Consider the following 21,298-nt stretch of genomic DNA (forward strand, 5'->3'; position numbering starts at 1 on the left):
GCCCGTGATTCCCAAGAGCAGGAGCAACCGCCCCGGCACGGGTTGCCGCCCCCCCCGGCCGCGCGGCTTCACGCTGGTCGAGCTGATGGTCACGCTGGCAGTGATGGTGGTGCTGATCGCCATCGCCGTGCCTTCGTTCGACAGCGTGCGCCTTTCGACACGGCTGAATTCCTACGCCACGGCCCTGGTCGCCAGCGGCCAGCTTGCGCGCAGCGAGGCCATCAAGCGCAATGCCGCCGTCACCCTGTGCGTTTCGGCCGACGGCGCCAGCTGCAGCACTTCGGGCCAATGGGAAACCGGATGGATCGTGCTGAGCGGCACGAAGGTGCTGCTGCAGCAGCCCGCCGCTGCCGGCGGCTACCAGCTGCGCGACTCCGGGGGAACGAGTGCCCTTACCTTCCAGGCCACCGGCGTCGGCGCAAGCCCTGCAAGCATCACGATCTGCCGGGCCTCACCCAGCGCCAGCCAGGCCCGCCTCGTCAACATCAGCGCCACGGGCCGGACCAGTGTCAAACGTTTGGCCGACGGCACTTGCGCCGGAAACGGCTAAAAGCGGTCCAAAGATTTCACACGGGTGCTGTTGCGCAGGACAATAGCGCTTACCCGTGGTCGGCAGCCAGCGCTGCCGTCCCTTTTCGAACCGCACCTTCAGGAATAATCGCTCGCCTCCATGGAACACCGGCTGGACTGGGCCCTTGCCGCCTGCGCTCGCATTCTTCGTCCGGTGGTCCGGCTGGCCCTCGCCATGGGGGTCAAGCATCCGCACCTCGAGGAACTGCTGCGCGACCTGCTGATCGAGGAAGCACAGCGAACCTGGCGCAGCCAGGGCGTGCCCAAGCCCAACCTGAGCCAGCTTTCGGTGACCACCGGCCTGAACCGCAAGGCGGTGACCGCCAAGGTCCGGGCCACCGTCGATCCCCTGCCCCACACCGAGCTGTCGGCAGCGGCCAAGACTTTCACGTTGTGGCTGCAGATGCTGACCCAGGACGACTCCTTCCGGCGCCTGCCCATCACCACCGGCAATGCCGCCCCCTCCTTCGAGACCGTGGCGCGCATGAGCAGCCGCGGCAACGTGCACCACCGCACCATCCTCGACGAACTGGTGCGCCTGAACATGGTGACCGAGGACGAAGGCGTGGTCGAACTCACGACCGACGGCTTCGTGCCCGTGCAGAACCTCCAGTCCATGCTCGCCTTCCTCGGTGACAACGGCCGCGACCATCTGCTGGCGGCCGTCTCCAACACACTGGGCGAGGAGCCCAGGATGCTCGAGCGCGCGGTGTACGCGCGCGGGCTGACGCTGCAGGAATGCGAGCAGATCCAGCGCCTCGCGCGGGAGCGCTGGGCGACCCTGCACCACGAACTGGCGCAGGAAATGACGCGGGCGGTCGACAGCGCCCCCGCCGGTGCCAAGGCGCGCATCCGCGTCGGCATCTACACCTATTACGAAGACGAGAGCGCGCCAGCGCCGCCCCGTCCCCCTGAAAGCGAGCCCACGCGATGAACAACATCAAGAAACCCCGCCGGCTCATGCTCGGTCTTTTGTACGTCGCCCTCGTGGCCCTGCTGCTGTCCTGCGGCGGGGGTGGAGACGGTGCCAGCGGCGGCTCGGTGGCGGGCGTTGGCAGCAGTGCGGCCGGCACGGCGACCGCGGGCGCAGGCGCAGACGCCGCGGCCGGAGCGAGCACCGGAACCGGCACAGGTGCCACCGGCGACGCATCCGGAACCGGCAGCGGCACCGGCGGCGACACGAGCACCGCCAGCAACGGCAGCACCGACGGCTCCGGCGTGGGTTCGGGCGGCACCGGCGTGACTGCCGACGCCGCCGGCATCGGCGCGGCGGACGGCCTGGGCAGCATCATCCTCAACGGGCTGCGCTACAACACCGACAGCGCCGCCATCACCATCGAGGATGCCACCGAACTGCAGATCGGCATCAGCGCACGCGTTGCCGGCAAGGTCGACGCGGACTTCACCAGCGGCGTCGCGACCCAGGTCGTGTCGGCCGCGGAACTGCGCGGTGCGGTCTCGGCCATCGACATCCCCGCCGGCAGCTTCGTCGTGATGGGCACCACCGTGAGCATCGACTCGGCCACCGTCTGGGCCGGCGCGAGCGGGCTGGCCGACGTCGTCTCGGGCAGCATCGTGCAGGTGTGGGGCCTGCCCGGTGCTCCGGGCACCCTGCGCGCCACCCGGATTCAGGTCGCTCCAACCCTGAGCGCCCCTCTGGTCACAGGCACCGTGGAGAACATCGATAGCGGGCGCAAGACCTTCATGCTCGGGCAGCTGACGATCGATTTCGGCGCGGCTGCGTTCACGGGCCTGGACGCATCGTCGCTCGCCAACGGGACCATCGTGCGCGTACGGGGCACCGCCGCGCCGTTCGCGAACCTGTTCGTGGCCACGAAGGTGGAGGGCTGGTATGCCGTTCCGGTGAGCAACGGCATCGCTGTCCAGCTGGCGGGCGTCATCACCGACTTCGCTTCGCGCGGCTCGTTCAAGGTTCTGGGCACGCCGGTCGATGCGACCAACGCGCAGATCACGGGCGGACCCGTGGGCTCGCTCGGCAATGGCGTGAAGGTCGAGGTCGACGGCTTCATGTCCGGCGGCGTGCTTGTGGTGAAGAAACTGCGCATCCGCAACATTCCGGGCACCGGCGGCCCGGCCTCGTTCACGCTGATCGGCGCGATCGGCGCGTACCAGTCATCTGCCGATTTCAGGGTCCGCGGCCAACCCGTGGACGCCAGCGGATCCAGCACCGTCTTCGAGAACGGCACCGCCGCGAACCTGGCCAACGGCCAGCGCGTGACTGTCGTCGGAGACCGCGTGGTCAACGGCGTGCTGATCGCGCAGCGGGTGACGTTCACGCCTTGACCCATCGAGCGCCCGCGACGATAGACGCCCTCTCGATTCACGCCCCGGCCTTCCCGCCTATCGACAAGGCCGGTCGGTTGCTGTACAACAAAACGCCTAAAGTGAAAAAATCACATTTAAGGCGCCAATGCCCTATCTCCGTCGTGACGAACGGCATACATCCAGCCACGGCTTTCCATCCGTGGTTTCGTCACGCGTCCTGAAGGGGTTTGCGGGAGGCGGCGCAGTCCAGGTGCTTCGACGGGGAAACCCGCTCGCATCCCCTCCCCATGTCTCGATGCGCACATCCAGTGCGAACAGGAGCATGTATGCCGCTCACCCTCCTCCTTCGGCTTCTTCACGAGAGATTTCCGGTGACGCTTACAGCCGAGCCGGACATCAGGCACGCCGCGGTTCTGCTTGCGACCGGACTTGTCGAAGCCGAATTCCATCTGGATGACCTTGGCTACCAAAAGTACGAGAGTGCCGTGGTGTTCACCATCACGGACGAAGGGCACGCGGAGATCGCTGGCCTTCGCTCCAGCCGCGCTGCAGCGGCCGACGGTCCGAAGTGGCCCCTCATGCCGCTCGACTACCTGCGCAAGATCGGAAACTCGGTCTTCCCCCTGCGCACCGACGATCCGGCAGAAATCAACTCGGTGGCCGTACTGAATGCTGCCGGCATGGTGGAAGCCACGCTTCCCCCGCCCTGCCGCGCCAGGCAAACCCAGCAGAAGTTCAGGCAGGCAGTCATCCTGCGGGTGACTCCCCTGGGGCAGACAGCGCTGGTCGCGCGGCGGACCTGAATCCGCGCGCTCGACAGCGGCTTCGCTGTTTCGCACGGGAAAGGTACCTGCAATCAGCGAGTTTTTTTGCTGATCGGCGAAGCCGCTCCCCCGGCAGCGGTCTGAAAACCCTTTCAGACCCGCAATTGAAACTATGCGTAACAAACGTCACAATGTGACGAAAGGTATCAATTTGCATTGTCTTCGACTACGAAAGTAGTAATGTGAAACCTTCACACACATCGCTTTCCCGCTTTTTCCATGCTCACACGCACCACTGCCCCCGACGTCGACGCGAGCATTGCTGCGGATGCTCTCATGGTGGCCCGCATGCGCCTCGTGCTGTCTTTTGCGGCGCTGCTCGCCGTCGCCGTCGACGCGGGTGACCACCGGCAGCAGGTTTCGGGTGCGGTCTGGTTGGCCTTTTCCGGTTACATCCTGCATAGCCTGCTGGTGTACGGGTGCACCCGCATCGGCCGCCCGTATTTCCAGGGCAAGGCCATCCACTGGTCCGACGTGCTGTGGTTCACGCTGATCGTGTTCGTGACCGACGGCGTCCAGAGCCTTTTCTTCCTGTTCTACTTTTTCGCGATCCTGACCTCCTCGTTCCGCTGGGGCTTCGAGGAAGGCGCCCGTGTAACTATTGCATCGGTCGCCTCTTTTGCCGCCTGCGGCCTCGCCACCAGCACTGGCGACGACACGCCGCAGCTGCTGATGCGCGCGACGTTCCTGCTGGCCCTGGGACACATGATCGTGCACTGGGGCGGCTCCAAGCTGGCCCTGCAGCGGCGCCTGGCACTGCTGGGCGATGTCAGCCAGCTGTCCAACCCCCGGTTCGGCGCAGGCCGCACCATCGCCCGCACGATGGAAAAGACGCTGGCCTTCTTCCGGGCGAGCCACTGCATCCTCCTGACGCGCGACACCTCCACCGGCGACTGGATCCTGCGCACGCTGCGCAAGGACGACGCCTGCGAACACGTCAGCGTCGAGACGATCGGGCGCATCGCCGAGTCGCCGCTCATGGCGCTGGCACCGGACCTCACCGTGGTCAGCAGCCGCATGCCCTGGCCCCTGAACCGCCTGTGGCCACAAAGCCATGCCCTCGAAGCCGGCGCGAGCGGCTGGCGCGTCGAGGACGAGGAAGGCGCGCAGCGCTGCGCCGCCGTGGCCGCCATGCTGGAGGCCCGCAGCTTCATCAGCGCTCCGCTGCCGATGCGGCTGGGCGAGGGCCGGGTCTTCGTGTCATCCGGCGACGGGCTGTTCAACAAGTCCGACGCCCTGTTCCTGGCACACCTCATGGAGCAGATCTTCCCGGTCATCGAGACCATCGAAGTGCTCGACCGGATGGCCTCCGAAGCCGCCTCCGCGGAGCGCTTGAAGATCGCGCTGGACCTGCACGACACGGCCGTGCAGCCCTACATCGGCCTGCGGATGGGCCTGTGCGCACTGCTCAAGAAGGCCACCACCGACAACCCGCTGCGCGAGGATCTCGACAAGCTCGCAAGCGTGGCCGACGGCGTGATCGCGGACCTGCGCCGCTATGCCGGCGCGGTCAAGCACGGCGCGAACAGCCCCTGCGGGCTCGTGCTGCCCCACCTGCATCGCCAGGCCGAGCGCATCAAGGGGCTCTACGGCATAGAGATCGCCGTCGCCGTGGACGGCCAGGTCCTGCTGGACGACCGTATGACTGCGGAAGTCCTGCAAATGGTCGGCGAAGGGCTGAACAACATTTGCAAGCACACCCACGCGCACCACGGCAGCATCCGCCTCGGCTGCAAGAACGGGCGGCTGCACCTGCGCATCGAGAACGAAGCCTGCGAAGAGGGTTTCACGAAATTCCGCCCCCGTTCCATCACCGAACGCGCCGCCGCCCTCGGCGGGCGGGCGCAGGTCCGCCAGTGCATCAGCGGCGGCACCGCGGTGGTGGTGGAAATTCCCATCTGAAAAAAGACAAGACCAGGAGCCCGTCATGCAACCTGCTGCCCATTCCATCGGCGTTCTGCTCGTTGACGACCACAAGACGATGCTGTGGGGCCTGTCCAGGCTGATCGACGGGGAACAACCGCGCATGAAGGTGGTCGGCACCGCCAGCAGCTGCGAAGACGCCGTGGCGACGGCGGCAAGCCTCGCGCCCGACGTCGTTGTGCTCGACCTGGACCTGGACGGCCATTGCGCCATCGACATCCTGCCCAGCCTCCTGTCGAACGAGGTGTCGCGCGTCTTCGTGCTCACCGCGGAGCGCGAACAGCGCATGCTCGACCTTGCCGTGCTGCACGGCGCCCGCGGCGTCATGCGCAAGGACGCTTCGGCACAGCAAGTCCTCGAGACCATCGAACGCGTCTACAACGGCGAGCTTTGCGTCGATCCGCAGACCATGGGCCGCGTCTTCTCCCAGTTGACCTCGGCGAAGAAGCCGCCGAAGGCCGACCCCGAAGCCGCCAAGCTGGCCAGCCTGACGCAGAAGGAGCGCGAGATCATCCGCGTCGTGGTGGCGGGCAGCGGCGCCTCGAACAAGGCGCTGGCCGCAAAGCTCTTCGTCACCGAGCACACGCTGCGCAACCATCTCACCTCGATCTACCAGAAGCTCGGCGTGACGAACCGCCTCGAGCTGTACATCCACGCGGTGAAGCATCAGCTCGACGCGGCGGCTGTCGTGCACTGAGCCGCCGCCGCGCCGGGTTGCCCCGGGTACTCAAGTCGTCCCGTTCAGCATCGGGATGATCATCCGGACGACGCGGATTGCCGCCGGCGTGAGGATGACCGCCGAAACGCACGGAAAGATGCACAACACCAGCGGCAGCAGCATCTTGGTCGGCACCTTGGCTGCCTGTTCTTCCGCGCGAACCTGCCGCTTGTGGCGCAGGTCCTCGGAGAACACGCGCAGCGACTCGCCGATGCTGGTACCGAAACGGTCCGCCTGGGTCAGCATGGTCGCGAAGGTGCCAATCTCCTCCACGCCCGTGCGCAGCGCGAGGTTGCGCAGCGACTTCTCGCGTGTGCTGCCGGCGCGCATTTCCAGATTGGTCCAGTGCAGTTCCTGTGCGAGGGCCGCACTCTTGACCTGGATTTCCTCCGTGACCTTGGCCAGGCTGGCGTCCAGGCCAAGTCCGGCCTCGACGCACACGAGCATCAGGTCGGCGGCATCGGGAAAGTTCTCGAATATCTCTCGGCGCCGAGCGCGAATGAGCAGGCGCAGCACCAGGTTGGGCAGGTAGCAGCCGGCCAGGGCCGCCAACGCGAGCCACAGCATCATCAGCGTGCCGTCCGCCGCACCCGCCGCCCGCATTCCCAGGAACGCGAGCGCGGCAAAGCCCAGCGGCAGCAGCGTTTTCATGCCGAAGTAGACGAGATAGGCGTCCGGGTAGCGAATGCCGGCGTTCAGGAATCGCACGCGCAGCGGCGACAAGGCGGCATCGCTGGTGGGCGATGACAACTGCGCGAAGGGGCCGACCAGCCGAACGGCGGTTTCGGTCCATGCCGACTTGCCGGCCGACGGTGCTACCGCCTGCAGGCGCTGCTCTGTGCGCGTTGGAGACAACCAGGCCGCCAAGCCGACGATGGCCAGCGACACGGCGAGGAAGACGAGGATGGGAAACAGCATGGTCATGGCTCTTCTCCTTCAGACGCGAATCTTCACGATCTTGCGCAGGAGCACGATGCCCACGAGCATCAGCGCCAGCATCCACCGCAGCACCGTCTGCCCGATCGGGTCCGTCCACAGCGGCGACATGAATTCGGGGTTGAACACGTTCATAAGCGCCGCCAGCGCGAAGGGCATCAGGCCCAGGATCCAGGCCGACAGGCGCCCTTCGGATGACAGCACCCGCACTCGCGCGAGCAGCTTGAGCCGTTCGCGGATGAGCCGGCTCAGGTTGCCCAACACCTCCGTCAGGTTGCCGCCGGAATCGCGCTGGATCAGCACCGCCACCACGAAGTAGCGCAGGTCGGTGAGCGGCACGCGCTCGCTGAGATTGGTCAGCGCCTGCTGCAGGGAGACGCCGAAGTTGACCTCGTCGGCGACCATGCGGAACTCGCTGGCGATCGGGTCGGTCATTTCATCACCGATCATCTGCACACCGCTCGCGAACGAGTGCCCGGCGCGCAGAGCGCGCGTCACCAGGTCCAGTGCTTCAGGAAGCTGCTTCTCCATGCGGGCCAGCCTGCGGCTGCGCTGGTGTTGCAGATACATCACCGGAAGCATCGCCATGCCGCCCCCGACGCCGAGCGCCAGCAGCACCGGCTGGCGTGCCACCCATGTCGTCACGAAGAACGCGAACACGCCGAGCACGCCGCACGCCAGCAGGAAGCTGGAGACCGTCCAGTCCAGCCCCGCCTGCAGGATGAAGCGGTCCAGCCGATGGGCCCGCGGCAGCGTCAGCAACATGCGCTGCATCCACGGCACCTCGCTGAGCATGCGCTCCTTGGCCAGGTGGGCCTGCGGCGTGCGGTCGCTCGCCGCGGAAAACGCCTGCAGCCGCTTCTCGATCTTGCGCGCCTCGGGCCCCTTGTAGGAGCGCCACAGCAGGTACAGGCCCTCGATGATCAGCAGCACGGTCACGAAGACCAGCACGGCAGCAGTGATGAGCGCATTGCCGCCCAGGTTGTTGAACATGATCGCCTCCTATTCGTAGTGCTTGCCCGGCTCGAACATCGTGTCGGGCAGGTCCACGCCGTAGGCATGCAGCCGCTCCGCGAACTTCGGCCTGACGCCCGTCGCCTGGAAATGGCCGCGCACCAGGCCGTCGGGACCCATGCCGGTCTGGTGGAAGGTAAAGATCTCCTGCATGGTGACCACCTCCCCTTCCATGCCGGTGATCTCCTGGATGCTGGTGACCTTGCGCCGCCCGTCGACCAGCCGCAGGACCTGGACGACCACCGTGATGGCCGAGGCGATCTGCTGGCGCACGGTGCGGTGCGGCAGGTTCAGGTTCGCCATGCCGATCATGTTCTCCAGCCGCGCCAGCGCGTCGCGCGGCGTGTTGGCGTGGATGGTGGTGAGCGAGCCTTCGTGGCCGGTGTTCATTGCCTGCAGCATGTCGACCGCCTCCGCGCCGCGCACCTCGCCGATCACGATGCGGTCGGGCCGCATGCGCAGCGCGTTGCGTACCAGCGCGCGCTGCGTGATCTCGCCCTTGCCCTCGATGTTCATCGGCCGCGTTTCCATGCGCGCCACGTGCGGCTGCTGCAGCTGGAGCTCCGCGGCGTCCTCGATGGTGATGATGCGTTCGGTCGGCGGAATGAACCCCGAGAGGATGTTCAGCAATGTGGTCTTGCCTGCGCCCGTACCGCCGGAGATGAGCATGTTCACCTTCGCCTGGGCCAGCCCCTCGAGCATCTGCGCCATCGGCGGCGTCAGCGTCTTGAGCTCGTTTACGAGGTTCTCCATGCGCAGCGGAATCTTCGCGAAACGCCGGATCGACATCATCGGCCCATCGAGCGCCACCGGCGCAATGACCGCGTTGACGCGCGAACCGTCGGGCAGCCGCGCATCGACCATCGGGCTGGACTCGTCGATGCGCCGCCCCACCAGCGAGACGATCTTGTCGATGATGCGCAGCAGGTGCTTCTCGTCGGTGAAGCTCACATTGGTCAGCTCCAGCCGGCCCCGCCGCTCGACGTAGACCTTCTCGTGCGAGTTGACCAGGATGTCCGAGACTGACGGATCGGCCATCAGCAGCTCGATCGGCCCGAAGCCGAGCATCTCGTGCTGGATGTCGCGGATCAGCGTGCGGCGCTCGATGTCGTTGAGCGCTTCGGGCTCCTCCTGCAGCAGCCGGGCGACCATGGTCGAGATTTCCTGGCGCAGCACGTCGGGCTTCAGGGTTTCGAGCGCCGCGAGGTCGAAGCGGTCGAGCAACCTCAGGTGCATGCGCTCCTTCAGCAGCTTGTAGGCGTCCGACGCAAAGGGCGAGGCGGTCAGGTCGGTGGCGTGCGCCACTTGCCCGTGGTCGGGATCGGCCTCGACTGCATTGAGCTGTTCTCTGAATGACATGGGAACCTGCCTTTGCTGTTGAATGAAGAAAGAATCGGAACTCAGGCGCGGCGGAAGAGCCGCCCGATGAAGCCGGGCGCCGCTTCCTTGCGCGGACTGAGCGAGTGGGCGATTTCGGCAAGCCGCTTGGCGAGCGCGCTGCCGCGCGACATCTCCACCAACGGTACGCCTTGGTTGATGGACGCATCCACGTCCTTGCCACCGTCCGGAACGATCGTGAGCGTCGCTCCGACCAGCGAACGGCGCATGTCCGACAGCCCGATCTCCCCGCCCCCGGCGCTGCGGTTCACGAGCAACTCGACCTTGCCCGGCGCGTAGTCCAGCGACTTGAACACGTGCATCAGGCGCGTCACGTTGCGGATATGCGGAAGGCTCGGCTGCAGTACGGGAAAGATGCGGTCCGCGCGATCCAGCACGCGGATTGCGAGCGTGTCGATGCGCGGACCGAGGTCGAACAGCACGAAGTCGTACATCGAGAGTGCGACCTGCAGGATCGCATCGATGTGCTCGGCCTTGACATCCATCGCTCGCGAAAGATCGTCGGGTGCGGGCAGGATGCTGAAGCCCGGCGCCACGCGCACCACACTCGCTGCGAGCAGCGAGGCGTCTAGGCGGCCGATGTCGCGCGCAACGTCCGCCATCGTGGAACTCGGGCGCATGTCGCTCACGTATGACAGCGCATCGCCGAACTGCAGGTTCAGGTCGATCAGCAGCACCGAGCGCTCCCGCGAGAGCTGATAGCCGATGTTGGTTGCGAGAAAGGTCGATCCGCTGCCGCCCTTGCAGGGCATGAATGCCACCACCTGGCCGGGGCTGCGCGCCTGCGTGCTGGCCATCTTGAGCGCGATGCGCTCGACGGCGGCCTCGAGCGCGGCGGTGTCGGAGGGAGACGGCAGCACCTCGCGCACCCCCGCGCGCATCGCGTGAATCAGGAACTCCGGGGTCTGCATCGCACACAGCAACACCACCGCGATCGCCGGGTACTGCAGAGTGAGCTTTTCCACCAGTGCCAGCTCCTGAAGGTCGCAGCACATGCCGTCGACCAGCAGAAGCTCCGGAGCCGCCTTCTCGACGACCCACTGCATGCGGCTCTTGCCGCCCTCGAACAGCGACACCTGATGGGAGCGCGCCTCGAGGACCTTGCGCATGTCCTGGAGGTGGTTCGGATTGGGGGAGATGATGGCGATCTTCATGGTCGTGTCCGGTGTGTTGGCTAGGAGCAGATGGCTGCGCTGTTCGGATCCTTGCGCATGACCTCGCGCGGCAAGTAGGTGGAGAACACCGGCATCGGGATCAGCGGTGCGGTGGCCCCCACGATGGGAGAGATCCATTGATAGTTCAAGCTGGTGATGCTCACGGTGACGCCCTCGCAGGTCGATGCCGTGCAGCCCGACGGCGCCCACGCCACAGACACGGTGCTGATCTGCGGCAGCTGCGCCTTCATGCGGGCTAGCACGAGTGCTTGCTGGCCCGTGTCGTCGCACACCACGGCATACCTGGCCCCCTCGCGTGTTGCCTCCTGGGCCGCACTCCACGTGAACAGCATGCGGGAGAAGTCCACGATGCCCAGAACGAGCATGAGGAAGATGAGCAGGCCCAGGGCGAACTCGACGGTGGTCGCGCCGTTGACATGGTGTCTCATGACGGAGCCCTCATGGTGGCGGTGATGTCGCTGAAGACGATGTTGCCGTTCGCGTCCGCAAAGACCACGCCTATCACCGAAGGAAACATCGAATGGAAGGTGTAGCTGCTGACGCGCACCGTGACCGTGGTGATGATCGGGCTCGCACCGGCCGACTGCCAGGTGCAGCAACTGCCGGCCGGTACGTTCGACAGGCTCAGCCCGCGCGCCAGCGGCGAACCGGTGCCGCCAGTGTTGCCGTACACGATCAAGTTACGCGCCTCGGTGACGTGCGTGCCGGGCGTCTGCACCGACAGGTAGCGCACCGCGTCGCGGGTCGACTTGACGACCGCGTTGTATTCGTACATTGCGCGGCCGAATTCGGTGGTAATAAAGGTCAGCAGCAGCAGCAGCGGTGTGATGAGCGCCAGCTCGATCAGTGCCGCGCCATGCTGGGTGCGATGGGACTTTTTCATGATGCTCACCTCATCTCACCAGGACCGGAACCAGCGGGCCTGCAGCTCCGCCGGCCAGCCCGCTGGTGGTGCAGGGGCTGCCAGCAGAACCCGCGTTGCCGCGGAACTCCAGCCATGTGTCGCTCATCGGGATCTGCAGTGGCTGCAGCATCAGCATGCACGCATAGTCGATCACGTGGTTGCCGCCGTCGATGACCGGTACCGTAACGATGCGGCGGTCCAGGCCGTACTGCTTGTGACCACCCGCAACGTTTCCAGGCGCTGCCAGTTTCTGAAAGCTGTTGAGGGACAGTCCCGTGATCGATTCGCAGCTGTTTGCGCCATTCACTTTCGTGCCGGTGTCGGCGCAGGATGCGTAGGCGGCCCGTTTGGTCAAGAAATTCTGGGCGGTTGCGGGTGATCCGGGCGCAGGGCCGTCGTAGGCATTGAACTGCGCGGGCCAGTTGAGCGCGGTGTAGGCATAGCCGGTGTAGTCAGGCCGTCCCACGCTCGGATCGCCGCTGTTCTTGTAGATGCCGAAGCGCTGGTTCCAGACATCGGCCACCGAGGTCTGCACGCCGGGAGTGCCGAGCGTGTCGCCCACTTTGGTGCCGCAATGGTTGTTAAGCTCGGATTCGGTTTCCGAGGCACTGTTGCTGCCGTCGAGATTGGCCCAACCGATCTGGCCGCCGGCAGATGCGTTCTGCGCCTGGATCAACTTCACCCAGTCGCCTACGTTGAGCCCGTAGTTCGGTGCAACGCCTCCGGGCTTCGGCTTGAGTGCGACGGGAATCGGGCAGGTGGTCTGCGCGCTGGCACGGGTTGCGACCGCGCTGGCCGCGACACTGCCCGTCGCGGGGTAGGCGGCGGCATTTCCAGAGAAGGCACCCATGGCCTTCATGAGCCAGATGACGAGGTTGGGCTGCGTGTGCACGCACTGTGCATAGGTGGCGACGAGGGGATCGATCGTGGACGCATAGGCAGCATCGCGGAACGTGATTTCAGTGGCCACGATCTGGCCCTGCCCGCTCCAGGTGGCTGACTGCATATTCACCCGGTTCGCGTTGCCGGCTGTCTGGCCGGCGCTCTTTGCCCGCGTGATCGCCGAGCCCTGTTTGTCGAGTTCGCGCGCGGCGGCCAGCGCACAACTGTCCACCGCCGTCTGCAGTTCGGTCCTGACGACGAACAGATGTCCGAAATCGAGCGCGATGCCCATGAAGCCCAGAAGGAACAACATGAGCAGCGCGGCGGTGACGATCATCGCGCCGCCTTGACGGTGATGAAGACTGCGGACTTGCATGATCGACTCCTCGAGAGGTGACTGCGGTTCGCTAAATGGGGCTCAGGAGCAGCCCGAACCGTCGAGACAGCCTGCGACTTTCGCGATGAAGTTGTCGAAGGTGCCGTCGGTCACCAACGGCTGCAGCGCAACGACCAGCGCGATGGAGACCACGGCGATGATGAGCGCGTACTCGATCACCTGGGCGCCGCTTTCGCCCCGCAGAAATGACTTGAACATGATGAGGACCTCGCTTCTGTGTTGGGCAAGCCGACTGAGCGGCAGGCGGTGAGCATCGGACAAGCCGGCCCGCCACCCGCCCTCGATCTGCTTATGGGCAGGACGTCCCGCTGAGGCAGTTGGTCACGTGAGTGATGAAGGTCGAGAAGCCACCGCCGTTGTTGGTGAGCGCCTTGAGCGCGACGATCAGCGTGATCGAGACCACAGCGATGATCAGCGCGTATTCGATGACCTGTGCGCCCTCTTCGTCGCGCAGCAGCCCGCGGGTGGATTGGCCGATGGCCTGGAGAAAGTTTTTCATGGTTCTTTCCTTTCAAGGTTTGAACAGTTGGAAATCAGGTTTGAAAAATGACGTGGTGGGGAAGAAATTTCATGCGATTCGTGGCGCTCTCCTTTCCGTGTGAAGACTCTGTGGAACGAATCCGAAAAAGGCGGTCTGTCACTTCGCCGAGCCGCCGATCTGGCCGCCGATGTTGATGACATTGACCGCAGGTGGCGGCGTCTTGTAAGACTCGTGGTACTGATTCATCGACTCGCGTGCCGCACGGCCATCCATACCCACGACCGGGTTGCCGTTCTTTCCGGCCTCCGGGTTCAGCGTCATCTTTCTCTTGGCGTCGCGCACAGCGTCGCCGAAGCGCGCGTCGTAGTTGGGCGTGACATGCGAGCAGCCGGTCGCCAGGAGGCATACGAGCGCAAGGGTGATCGATCTGATGAACATGGCGGTGCTCCTCACTGGGTGTCGCTGGCCGGGGCGGCCGATGCCGGGGTGGTGCTTTCGAGGGCGCCGTTCAGGTAGACCTCGGCGCGGCTGGGAACGACGTGGTTGTCCGTCGGTACTCGCGGCGACTCGGCCAGCGGCCGGACCAGGCGCGGGGTGATGACGAACATCAATTCGGTCTGGTCGTTCTGGAACTCTGTGCTGCGAAACAGTGCCCCCATCACCGGCACCTCGCCGAGCCCGGGGTAGCGCTTGATGGTCTCGGTCACGTTGCTCTTGATGAGCCCGGCAATGACGAAGCTCTGGCCGTCGTTGAGCTGCACGGTGGTGTCGGCGCGGCGCACCGTCAGCGAAGGCAGCACGGCAGTGACGCCCGATACGGTGGTGAAGGGCGAACCGGTCTGCGACAGGTCCGACACCTCGGACACCATCTTGAGATTGACCCGGTCGCCGTTGAGCACGGTCGGAGTGAACTTGACCCCGATGCCGAACTCCTTCTCCTCCAGCGTGATGTTCGTCCCTCCGCCGCCGGCGGCACTCTGCGCCACCGGAATGAATATCTTGCCACCCGACAGGAAGCTGGCCTGCTGGCCGCTGATGGCCATGATGTTGGGCTCCGCGAGGATGCGCACCAGCCCGTCGTCCTTCTGGCCGTCGATGGTCAGCGAGGTGCGGCCGACGCGAAGCGCCTGAACCAGCCCCGCGCCCGTGCTCAGGAAGTTGGAGATCAGCGAGTAGTTGTTCAAGCCGCCGTTGCCCGTGCGCGCAATGCCCACGCGCGAGCCCAACCGGTCGAGCAAGGTCTTGCTGACCTCGGCAATCTTCACCTCGAGCATGACCTGCTGCGGCGCCGTGACACGCAGCAGGTTCACAACCTTCTTGCCGTCGGCGCCATAGGCCGACGCAAGGCTCATCACGTCGTCGAGCTTGAGCGCATCGCTGATCTCGCCGGTGAGCACGATGGATTTTTCCGCGCTGCGCACGCGGATGCGGCTCTCTTCCGGCATCAGCTCTGCCAGCTTGGACTGCAGCGCTCCCGGATCGATGGTGACGATCACATCCTTGATGTAGCAAGTGCCGTCCGCGCTCTGCAGCACGACGTTCATCGAGCCCGCCTGGCGGCCGCGGAAGAACAGGTCGGTCGGGCTCAGCAGCGTCACGTCGACATCGGCAATGCCGTCGCCGGCATTCGCAGCCGCGGCCGGTGCAGGCGGCGCCATGCCCGCCGGCACGGCAGCCGCCGCAGGCGCCCGGCTCGGCGGCTGCCCGCTGACCACGATGCGGACGACGCGGGCCTTCAGCGGGATGACCACCGACTTGCCCAGTACGGCCTGCGTCGGCTGGTCGTCCGGAATGATCGCGGTGCAGCGCCGGGTGGCTGGTGCCGCGGGCGCCGCAACGGCGGCGGTGGCGGCCGCAGCCGCGGCAGGCACCGCGAGTTCGGCGGAGATGGCGGGGGCCGCCATCATCGTGAGTGCCGCCAGCAACCAGGCGGGGGTGGGAGAGAGATAGTGCACTTGGTGTTCCTCCTGGAGGTTTGGATCAGAAGCAGGCGAGAGAGCGAGTGGCGTTCTGGATCACTTCCACGCACTGGGACGCAGGCGCCATGGCAGGGCCGGTGCGCGCCACTCGCGGCCGGGCCGGCGCCGCCGCCGCCACCGTGGTGGCGATCGGCAGGATTTCCTTCTCGCCGAACAACTGGCCCTTGGTGATGCCGCCCGTTGCGACGGTGGTCTTGTCCATCTGGTTGCGCAGCACGAGCGACAGGGTTCCCACGCTGCGTGCCAAGTCGAGCTTTTCGGAGTCCTCGAGCGAGAGCTCCAGCGTCACGGCGCTCACCACCTTCGGCTTGGTGTCGTCGCGGTTGGCCTCTTGTGCAACCGCCAGCACCAGGACCTTCTCCAGCACGGTCTTGCTGATCTGGCTGTTCTGCTCGCCCTTGGCCTTGTCCTTGTCCTGCTGGGCGTTGACCATCACGTCGACGTAGTTGCCCGGCAATGCGAAGCCGGCAACGCCGACCACGTCGTTGACGCGCACCGTCATGGCCCGCTTGCCGCTGGCGATCACCGCCGACAGCCCGCCCTGGGTGCCCACCGGCGCCAGCTTGCCTTCCATGATCGCTTCGCCGCGCAGCACGCCGACCTTCACCACGCGGTCGTTCAGCGCCTTGATGTCGCTTAACGAGCCGCTCGGTATGGAGCCAGCGGGCCAGTCGACCGTGGAGAGCATCTGCGCGTTGACGCGGCTGCCCAGTTCGATGTCGACGGCGGCCACGACCACCTTGTTGGAAGCGATTCCGCCTTGCCGCGATATCCACCCGGTCGCATAGACCGCGGCGGCCAGCCCTGTGAGCAAGGCCAGAAAGATCAGCCCGAGCGCCTTGATGTTCTTCATGTGAACCTCGCGTTGGATGAGAAATTGGTGAATGAATGAAAGGGCTAGACGTAGCCCAGCTGGTGCGCAAGCACGTTGATCACCGTGCCCGCCGCAATGCAGATTCCGTAGGGCAGCTTTCCGACGGACTGCTCCGCCGAAACGTGCCCGGTGGGACGAATTCCCACGATGCTGGAGACCGCCATGCCCTGGGCCGCAGCCTTGACATTGGCCAGCATGTGCCCGAGGCGGCGCCGATGGATCGCGAAGGCCAGGGCCACCACGCCGCCGACGATGAAGGTGCAGAGCACGGCCATCAGCGTCTGCTGGGGCCCAAGGAAGGCCCCTGCCATCGCCATCAGCTTGACGTCGCCGGCGCCCATGATCCCGATCACATAGAACGTCAGCATTGCGCCGAAGCCGACGGCCAGTCCGCCGAATGCGCTCAATGCGCCCACGGTGGGCGTGCGGGCCGCAAGCGTTCCGGCGATGAGCGCGAAGAGCGCGCCACCGAAGGTCAGCCAGTTGGGAATGCGGTAGAAGCGCCAGTCGCTGACGGCGGCCACGCCGAGCAGCGCGAAGAGCGCGAGCATGCGAACGTCGGAAACCAGCATTCCCAGCAGTTCGAGAACGGCGTTGAATTCCTGCATGGTGGGCTCCGCGGGTTCAGGCGCTGCGCCGGATGGCGAGCCACAGGAGCAGGCACACGACCACCACGAGCGCACCGATCAGCGCGAACTCCATGAGTGACATGCCTGCGTCTTCGCGCAGCAGGTTCATGAAGAGTCTCGGCGGCAGTGCGAGCGTTTGCATGTGTGTTCCCCGGTTGTCGTTGCCGGCCTGAACTGCCTGTTTGCCCGGTATGGGCAGAAGCGTTCGGCCTGGGGATGACTTTAGGAATCACGCCGCCTTCGCACATGAGCGAAGCGCCCCTTTGCGGGGGAGCCAAGCGCCCTGCCCGTGCGGGGTCGGGGCCATGACAAAGCGCCTATGCGCAGCGCATCGAACCGCGCCGCGGGTTGTGGGCTACGGGATGTTTCGCGCCACGACCCCGAGATCCCGCCAGACGTCGGGGTGGCAGCTGAAGATCAGGATCTGGTGCCGCGCCGCCGCGTCGTACAGCACCCGCTTCATTTGCCGCAGACGCTCTTCGTCGGTGTTGACCAGGGCATCGTCGAGGATGAGCAGGGTCGGCTTGCTCGCTTCCTTCAGCAGGTCCGCATAGGCCAGCCGGGCGACGACGCCCATCTGCTCCCGTGCGCCCACGCTGAGTTCCGCGAAGTCCCCGCTCTGGGCGCCGCGCAAGCCCTGCCGCGTGATGCGGCCCGGCGAGAGGTCGTCGCCGACCTCGACCTGTGCACCGGGAAAAAGAATCTGCAGGTAGTGGTCGAGGTGCTTCTGCAGCGGCGCGCGCAGGCGCCGCGCCAGGGCCGAGCGCTTCTCGCGCAACAGCTTCAGCAGGTGGTCCAGCGCCTTCGCACGGCGTTCGAGTTCGGTGCAGCGCCGCGCGGCATGCTCGAATTCGCGCTGCTTCTCCGACGCTGCTTCTTCCTGGCCCAGCGCGCCCCTGGTTTCCAGTTCGACCTCGAGCCGGGTGATCTCGTTGGCCCGCTGGCTGTGCGTGGCTTCGGCTTGCCTTGCGCTGCGCTCCAGCCGTTCCACGTCCTGCGCGAGCACGGGCAGGTTGACGGTCTGCAACTGCTGTGCGAGTTCGGCGACCTTGTCCTGCAGGGCCGATTGCTGTGCCAGCGCATCCGTCAGGGCTGCGCCGGCCTCCACCTTGCGGGAGGCGCGCATCGGGTCGTCCAGCGTGGCCTTCACCGCCGCGAGTTCATCCCCGGCCGCCCTGACCTGCTCCCGCGCATTGCCGGCAGCGATCTTGGCGTCGTTGAGCGCTGCGGATGCGGCCTCCAGCGCGGCACGCGCGACGCTCTCTTCCGACTCCGCCTGCGCACTCGGCGGCACCGCCGCGCCAGCCACAGGTGCCGGCGGCATGTTCTGCAGAACCTGCCGCGCTTGCGCGAGCCGGGCTTCGCGCATGGCGATGTCGGCAGCGAGCGCGCTTAATCCCTTGGGGGCGAGCGCAGCCAGCACGGCCTCTGCCGCGCCGGCTTCGCCCTTGCGCAGCGCTTGCAGCCGCACGCGCTCCTCCACGGCCGCCACGCTCTCGGCGCGCAGGCTTTGGAGCAGCGCGGCAATTTCGTCGCGCGCACGGTCGCGCTCGATGGCGAGGCTCTCCAGGTCGGCCCCGCCCGGCAGCACCGTGATGCGGCCGATGCCTTCGATCTCGATGTCGGTCCTCGCGATGACGGTCTGGCGCTTCGAACCGGAAAGCTCGATGCCGGCGACCCGCACCCTCGCCGCGGGCTGCAGTTCGAACTCCAGGGCCGTCGCGACCGCATCGAGCCTGGCCTGTGCCGTGCGAAGCGCATCGGCGCAACGCTGAAGCCGCTTGAGCTCGCCTTCGGGCACCGCGAGCGCCTGGGCTTCGGCCTGCAGGCGCGAGACCTTGTCCTGCTCGCTCCTTGCCTTCTCGTGGCTCTGTACGAGCGCTGCAAGCTGCTCGGCCAGGCTTTCGACGGCTCTCTCCTGCGCAATGCGCGAAGCTGCCTGCCGCGCCGCGCGCAGGTTTTCGCGCGCGGCGGCATCGGCCTGCGCCGCTGCCGCGTGGCGAGGCTCCCACGCCTGCAGTTCGCCCAACGCCTTGGCCAGGCCCTCCTGAACCGCCTGCAGGTTCTTTTGCCGCAGGACGACCGTGGCTTCCTCGCGCTCCATCGCCTGCAGCTGGGTGCGCCAGGAATTCACCTGGGCGGCGACCTGCTTGAGCACGGCGTCCTGCGCGTTCTTTCGGTCGTTCAACCCCTTGGCTTCGTCCAGCCGCTGCTGCGCAACGACGAGCTGCTCGCGCAAGGCCGCCCAGGGCCGCGCCGCTTCGTCGCGCTGATGGTCGCGGCGCAGGCCGGACAGGCGGTCCACGCCGGACCGATAGGCCTCGATGTCGGCGTACAGCCGTTCGAGTTCGGCCCCGAGATCCGTGCGCAGCCTGATGGCATCGGCGAAGGCGCCACGCGGCGTCCCGGCCGAGGGGGTGAGCAACTCGTTGCGTTCGCCTTCCACCGCCTTCAGCACCGCATCGCCATGGCTGGACGCCAGTTCGCCAAGCGATTCGCCGAGCGCGTTGCGCAGGTGGTCGCTGGCGAAGCCCACGGCGCCGGCAATGTCGTGCGAGGTGCCCTGCTTGATCCACAACAGCCCCGGAATGCCCATGTGCTCCGGCGTACTGGCACCCTTGCCCGGAAAGCGAAAGCCGAGCAGCGACGCCAGGTGGTCTTCCGCCACCGCGCCGTCCATGGCCTTGCCGTCGATGATGAGCTCGCAGCGCTTCTTGCCGAGGAAGGCCTTGGTGAGCCGGCACGGCTTGCCGTCGAGTTCGAAGTCGAGCTCGACCGTGGGCGTCACCGAACTTTCTCCCCACGGCCGCAGGTGCTCGACCGCGCTCGAGCGATGCCGCTCGAAGAAGGCGGCGCGAATGGCCTCGGCGACGGTGGACTTGCCCGACTCGTTGGGCGCCGCGAAAAGGTTCAGCCCGTCCGTGAAGCCGTCGATTTCCAGTGGCGCGCGGAACAGCTTGAAGTTCTCGATGCGAAGACGCTGCAGCTTCATGCGCCGGCTCCGGTGCGCGCAGAACCTTGCAGGTCGAGGATGCGGGCCAGCGTGAGCAGTGCATCGCGCGCCAGTTCCGCATCGGCATCGCCCTGCTGCGCGCGCAGTTCCTGCAAGGCCTCGCCGACGAAGCCGTCGGCATGCAGCGCCTGGATGTCTTCTTCCGTCGGATCCAGCCGCAGGGCCTCGCCGTCCCACACCAGCGCACGCGCGCGGGCACGGGCAGCATCGAGCGCGGCGCCCAGCCTGTTGTGGCCGCCGAGGTCGCAGGCGCCTTGCGCGCGCAGCTGCAGCACGTCGCTGCTGCCGACGCGCTCCAGCTTCTCCACCAGTTCGTCGATGTCGGAAGGCACCGCGAGCCGAGGCTCCAGTTGCTGCCAGGCGAACTGGCCGGTGCGAATCGGCTCCACCGCCGGCACGGCGCCGGCCTCCGCGATGGTCACGAGCAGCGCCTGCCCCGAATCGTTGGCCCTGAAGCGGTCGGTCTCGGGCGTGCCCGCATACCAGGTGCGCTCGTCGATCTGCCGGGTGCCGTGCCAGTCGCCGAGCGCGAGATAGTCGAGCCGCGCCTGCGCGGCGCGCCCTGCCGCGATGGGATTGGCCGAGTCGATGTCCTCCGACAGGATGCCCTGCACGCAGCCGTGCGCCAGCCCGATGCGCGGCAGCCCTTCCTCGCCCTGCGCGGTGGCAAACCAGTCGGTGAGGTCGCCGTAGGTATGGCGCTGCGTGAGCGGCGCCGGCAGCAGCGTGAACTTGCCGGCCACCGTGCGAGGCTTGGGCTCCAGGCAGCAGACGACGTTCGGCGCGATGGCGCCCAGCCGCTGCGCGCGGCTCCAGACCGATTCGCTCAAAGCGGAATCGTGGTTGCCCGGAATCAACAGCCAGGGGCCGGCAAAGCCCTGCATGGCGTTGAACATGCGGCGGATGGTCTTGTCGGACACGGTCTGCAGGTCGAACACGTCGCCCGCGACCAGCACGGCGTCGACCTGGCGTTCGGCGGCGATGCCGGCCAGCAGTTCGACCGCCTTGAAGCGCGCCTCGAACAGCGCCGCGGCGTCGTCGGGTTCGAACTGCGAGAACACGCGGCCGATCTGCCAGTCCGCGGTGTGAAGCAAAGAAATCATGCGCGGCCCTCCCTTGCCTCTCGCGTCTTCAGGTCATCTAAAACAGCGAGCATCTTAGAGGGCCGGGGACGCGTCGAGCTTCGCGCGGCCCTGGGGGGGCAGGCGGGCGGCTAGGTGTGAAGCGTCAAGAGGTTGTTTCTTGACGAGTTGAGTCTGGACATAGGCGCGATACCGCCGATGCCGCTGTGCGGG

Annotated in this window: 22 protein-coding genes; 6 read left to right on the plus strand and 16 right to left on the minus strand. The window is 66.4% G+C overall.

Annotated features, from left to right (window positions below; genetic code table 11):
• Positions 1-4: 4 nt before the first annotated feature.
• The 6 genes from ACCC97_RS21850 (at position 5) to ACCC97_RS21875 (ending at position 6,300) form a co-directional block, all read left to right on the plus strand.
• Complete coding sequence (locus ACCC97_RS21850; RefSeq protein WP_413334991.1) at positions 5-550, plus strand: GspH/FimT family pseudopilin; 546 nt, start codon at positions 5-7, stop codon at positions 548-550.
• Positions 551-670: 120 nt separating this feature from the next.
• Positions 671-1,504, plus strand: a complete 834-nt coding sequence (locus tag ACCC97_RS21855) for a DUF6502 family protein (RefSeq protein ID WP_413334993.1) — start codon at positions 671-673, stop codon at positions 1,502-1,504.
• A complete protein-coding gene (locus ACCC97_RS21860) occupies positions 1,501-2,874 on the plus strand; it encodes a DUF5666 domain-containing protein (protein WP_413334995.1) in 1,374 nt (457 codons plus the stop codon). Before ACCC97_RS21855 ends, ACCC97_RS21860 begins: the two co-directional genes overlap by 4 nt.
• Before the next feature lie 308 nt (positions 2,875-3,182).
• Positions 3,183-3,659 carry a hypothetical protein gene (locus ACCC97_RS21865; protein ID WP_007832069.1) on the plus strand — a complete coding sequence of 159 codons (477 nt, stop codon included), beginning with the start codon at positions 3,183-3,185 and terminating at the stop codon, positions 3,657-3,659.
• 240 nt (positions 3,660-3,899) lie between these two features.
• Positions 3,900-5,582: a sensor histidine kinase gene (locus ACCC97_RS21870; protein ID WP_007832071.1), complete on the plus strand. Its 1,683-nt coding sequence runs from the start codon at positions 3,900-3,902 to the stop codon at positions 5,580-5,582.
• Between the two features lie 25 nt (positions 5,583-5,607).
• Positions 5,608-6,300 carry a LuxR C-terminal-related transcriptional regulator gene (locus ACCC97_RS21875; protein ID WP_413334997.1) on the plus strand — a complete coding sequence of 231 codons (693 nt, stop codon included), beginning with the start codon at positions 5,608-5,610 and terminating at the stop codon, positions 6,298-6,300.
• A 30-nt stretch (positions 6,301-6,330) separates the two neighbouring features.
• On the opposite strand, the gene ACCC97_RS21880 is transcribed toward ACCC97_RS21875, so the two are convergent.
• The 16 genes from ACCC97_RS21880 to ACCC97_RS21955 form a co-directional block, all read right to left on the minus strand.
• Positions 6,331-7,245 carry a type II secretion system F family protein gene (locus ACCC97_RS21880; RefSeq protein ID WP_413334999.1) on the minus strand — a complete coding sequence of 305 codons (915 nt, stop codon included), beginning with the start codon at positions 7,243-7,245 and terminating at the stop codon, positions 6,331-6,333.
• 12 nt (positions 7,246-7,257) lie between these two features.
• Entirely contained in the window at positions 7,258-8,250 is a 993-nt protein-coding gene (locus ACCC97_RS21885) for a type II secretion system F family protein (RefSeq protein ID WP_413335001.1), read from the minus strand.
• 9 nt (positions 8,251-8,259) lie between these two features.
• Positions 8,260-9,630: a CpaF family protein gene (locus ACCC97_RS21890; RefSeq protein ID WP_413335002.1), complete on the minus strand. Its 1,371-nt coding sequence runs from the start codon at positions 9,628-9,630 to the stop codon at positions 8,260-8,262.
• A gap of 41 nt (positions 9,631-9,671) precedes the next feature.
• A complete protein-coding gene (locus tag ACCC97_RS21895) occupies positions 9,672-10,823 on the minus strand; it encodes an AAA family ATPase (protein WP_413335003.1) in 1,152 nt (383 codons plus the stop codon).
• A gap of 20 nt (positions 10,824-10,843) precedes the next feature.
• On the minus strand, positions 10,844-11,272 hold the full coding sequence (locus ACCC97_RS21900; protein ID WP_413335005.1) for a TadE/TadG family type IV pilus assembly protein: 429 nt from the start codon (positions 11,270-11,272) through the stop codon (positions 10,844-10,846).
• Positions 11,269-11,727 carry a TadE/TadG family type IV pilus assembly protein gene (locus ACCC97_RS21905; RefSeq protein WP_413335007.1) on the minus strand — a complete coding sequence of 153 codons (459 nt, stop codon included), beginning with the start codon at positions 11,725-11,727 and terminating at the stop codon, positions 11,269-11,271. The genes ACCC97_RS21900 and ACCC97_RS21905 overlap by 4 nt, the downstream gene beginning before the upstream one ends.
• 10 nt (positions 11,728-11,737) lie before the next feature.
• Positions 11,738-13,006, minus strand: coding sequence for a pilus assembly protein TadG-related protein (locus ACCC97_RS21910; protein ID WP_413335009.1), 1,269 nt, complete (start codon positions 13,004-13,006; stop codon positions 11,738-11,740).
• 42 nt (positions 13,007-13,048) lie between these two features.
• The gene (locus ACCC97_RS21915; RefSeq protein WP_413335010.1) at positions 13,049-13,225 is read right to left on the minus strand and encodes a Flp family type IVb pilin; all 177 of its coding nucleotides are present in this window, start codon (positions 13,223-13,225) and stop codon (positions 13,049-13,051) included.
• Between the two features lie 91 nt (positions 13,226-13,316).
• Positions 13,317-13,526, minus strand: coding sequence for a Flp family type IVb pilin (locus tag ACCC97_RS21920; RefSeq protein ID WP_413335012.1), 210 nt, complete (start codon positions 13,524-13,526; stop codon positions 13,317-13,319).
• A 138-nt stretch (positions 13,527-13,664) separates the two neighbouring features.
• Positions 13,665-13,946: a hypothetical protein gene (locus ACCC97_RS21925; protein ID WP_413335014.1), complete on the minus strand. Its 282-nt coding sequence runs from the start codon at positions 13,944-13,946 to the stop codon at positions 13,665-13,667.
• An 11-nt stretch (positions 13,947-13,957) separates the two neighbouring features.
• Positions 13,958-15,415, minus strand: coding sequence for a type II and III secretion system protein family protein (locus tag ACCC97_RS21930; RefSeq protein ID WP_413335023.1), 1,458 nt, complete (start codon positions 15,413-15,415; stop codon positions 13,958-13,960).
• A 73-nt stretch (positions 15,416-15,488) separates the two neighbouring features.
• Complete coding sequence (gene cpaB, locus ACCC97_RS21935; protein WP_413335016.1) at positions 15,489-16,340, minus strand: Flp pilus assembly protein CpaB; 852 nt, start codon at positions 16,338-16,340, stop codon at positions 15,489-15,491.
• Positions 16,341-16,384: 44 nt separating this feature from the next.
• Positions 16,385-16,969, minus strand: a complete 585-nt coding sequence (locus ACCC97_RS21940; RefSeq protein WP_413335017.1) for a prepilin peptidase — start codon at positions 16,967-16,969, stop codon at positions 16,385-16,387.
• A gap of 16 nt (positions 16,970-16,985) precedes the next feature.
• Entirely contained in the window at positions 16,986-17,132 is a 147-nt protein-coding gene (locus tag ACCC97_RS21945; protein ID WP_007832100.1) for a hypothetical protein, read from the minus strand.
• A 213-nt stretch (positions 17,133-17,345) separates the two neighbouring features.
• A complete protein-coding gene (locus tag ACCC97_RS21950) occupies positions 17,346-19,982 on the minus strand; it encodes an AAA family ATPase (protein ID WP_413335019.1) in 2,637 nt (878 codons plus the stop codon).
• Entirely contained in the window at positions 19,979-21,106 is a 1,128-nt protein-coding gene (locus ACCC97_RS21955; RefSeq protein WP_413335021.1) for a metallophosphoesterase family protein, read from the minus strand. The genes ACCC97_RS21950 and ACCC97_RS21955 overlap by 4 nt, the downstream gene beginning before the upstream one ends.
• Positions 21,107-21,298 lie beyond the last annotated feature (192 nt).

It is taken from the genome of Variovorax sp. Varisp85 (assembly GCF_047304045.1).
In the GTDB taxonomy this organism is placed as follows: Bacteria; Pseudomonadota; Gammaproteobacteria; order Burkholderiales; family Burkholderiaceae_C; genus Variovorax.

What these genes read in the sequence shown, in the direction of transcription:
- ACCC97_RS21940 (WP_413335017.1), bottom strand. Translation starts at nt 16,969, where the DNA reads ATGCAGGAATTCAACGCCGTTCTCGAACTGCTGGGAATGCTGGTTTCC.
- ACCC97_RS21930 (WP_413335023.1), bottom strand. Translation starts at nt 15,415, where the DNA reads ATGATGGCGGCCCCCGCCATCTCCGCCGAACTCGCGGTGCCTGCCGCG.
- ACCC97_RS21890 (WP_413335002.1), bottom strand. Translation starts at nt 9,630, where the DNA reads ATGTCATTCAGAGAACAGCTCAATGCAGTCGAGGCCGATCCCGACCAC.
- ACCC97_RS21950 (WP_413335019.1), bottom strand. Translation starts at nt 19,982, where the DNA reads ATGAAGCTGCAGCGTCTTCGCATCGAGAACTTCAAGCTGTTCCGCGCG.
- cpaB (WP_413335016.1), bottom strand. Translation starts at nt 16,340, where the DNA reads ATGAAGAACATCAAGGCGCTCGGGCTGATCTTTCTGGCCTTGCTCACA.
- ACCC97_RS21945 (WP_007832100.1), bottom strand. Translation starts at nt 17,132, where the DNA reads ATGCAAACGCTCGCACTGCCGCCGAGACTCTTCATGAACCTGCTGCGC.
- ACCC97_RS21910 (WP_413335009.1), bottom strand. Translation starts at nt 13,006, where the DNA reads ATGCAAGTCCGCAGTCTTCATCACCGTCAAGGCGGCGCGATGATCGTC.
- ACCC97_RS21915 (WP_413335010.1), bottom strand. Translation starts at nt 13,225, where the DNA reads ATGTTCAAGTCATTTCTGCGGGGCGAAAGCGGCGCCCAGGTGATCGAG.
- ACCC97_RS21920 (WP_413335012.1), bottom strand. Translation starts at nt 13,526, where the DNA reads ATGAAAAACTTTCTCCAGGCCATCGGCCAATCCACCCGCGGGCTGCTG.
- ACCC97_RS21905 (WP_413335007.1), bottom strand. Translation starts at nt 11,727, where the DNA reads ATGAAAAAGTCCCATCGCACCCAGCATGGCGCGGCACTGATCGAGCTG.
- ACCC97_RS21895 (WP_413335003.1), bottom strand. Translation starts at nt 10,823, where the DNA reads ATGAAGATCGCCATCATCTCCCCCAATCCGAACCACCTCCAGGACATG.
- ACCC97_RS21865 (WP_007832069.1), top strand. Translation starts at nt 3,183, where the DNA reads ATGCCGCTCACCCTCCTCCTTCGGCTTCTTCACGAGAGATTTCCGGTG.
- ACCC97_RS21885 (WP_413335001.1), bottom strand. Translation starts at nt 8,250, where the DNA reads ATGTTCAACAACCTGGGCGGCAATGCGCTCATCACTGCTGCCGTGCTG.
- ACCC97_RS21880 (WP_413334999.1), bottom strand. Translation starts at nt 7,245, where the DNA reads ATGACCATGCTGTTTCCCATCCTCGTCTTCCTCGCCGTGTCGCTGGCC.
- ACCC97_RS21870 (WP_007832071.1), top strand. Translation starts at nt 3,900, where the DNA reads ATGCTCACACGCACCACTGCCCCCGACGTCGACGCGAGCATTGCTGCG.
- ACCC97_RS21860 (WP_413334995.1), top strand. Translation starts at nt 1,501, where the DNA reads ATGAACAACATCAAGAAACCCCGCCGGCTCATGCTCGGTCTTTTGTAC.
- ACCC97_RS21900 (WP_413335005.1), bottom strand. Translation starts at nt 11,272, where the DNA reads ATGAGACACCATGTCAACGGCGCGACCACCGTCGAGTTCGCCCTGGGC.
- ACCC97_RS21855 (WP_413334993.1), top strand. Translation starts at nt 671, where the DNA reads ATGGAACACCGGCTGGACTGGGCCCTTGCCGCCTGCGCTCGCATTCTT.
- ACCC97_RS21955 (WP_413335021.1), bottom strand. Translation starts at nt 21,106, where the DNA reads ATGATTTCTTTGCTTCACACCGCGGACTGGCAGATCGGCCGCGTGTTC.
- ACCC97_RS21925 (WP_413335014.1), bottom strand. Translation starts at nt 13,946, where the DNA reads ATGTTCATCAGATCGATCACCCTTGCGCTCGTATGCCTCCTGGCGACC.
- ACCC97_RS21875 (WP_413334997.1), top strand. Translation starts at nt 5,608, where the DNA reads ATGCAACCTGCTGCCCATTCCATCGGCGTTCTGCTCGTTGACGACCAC.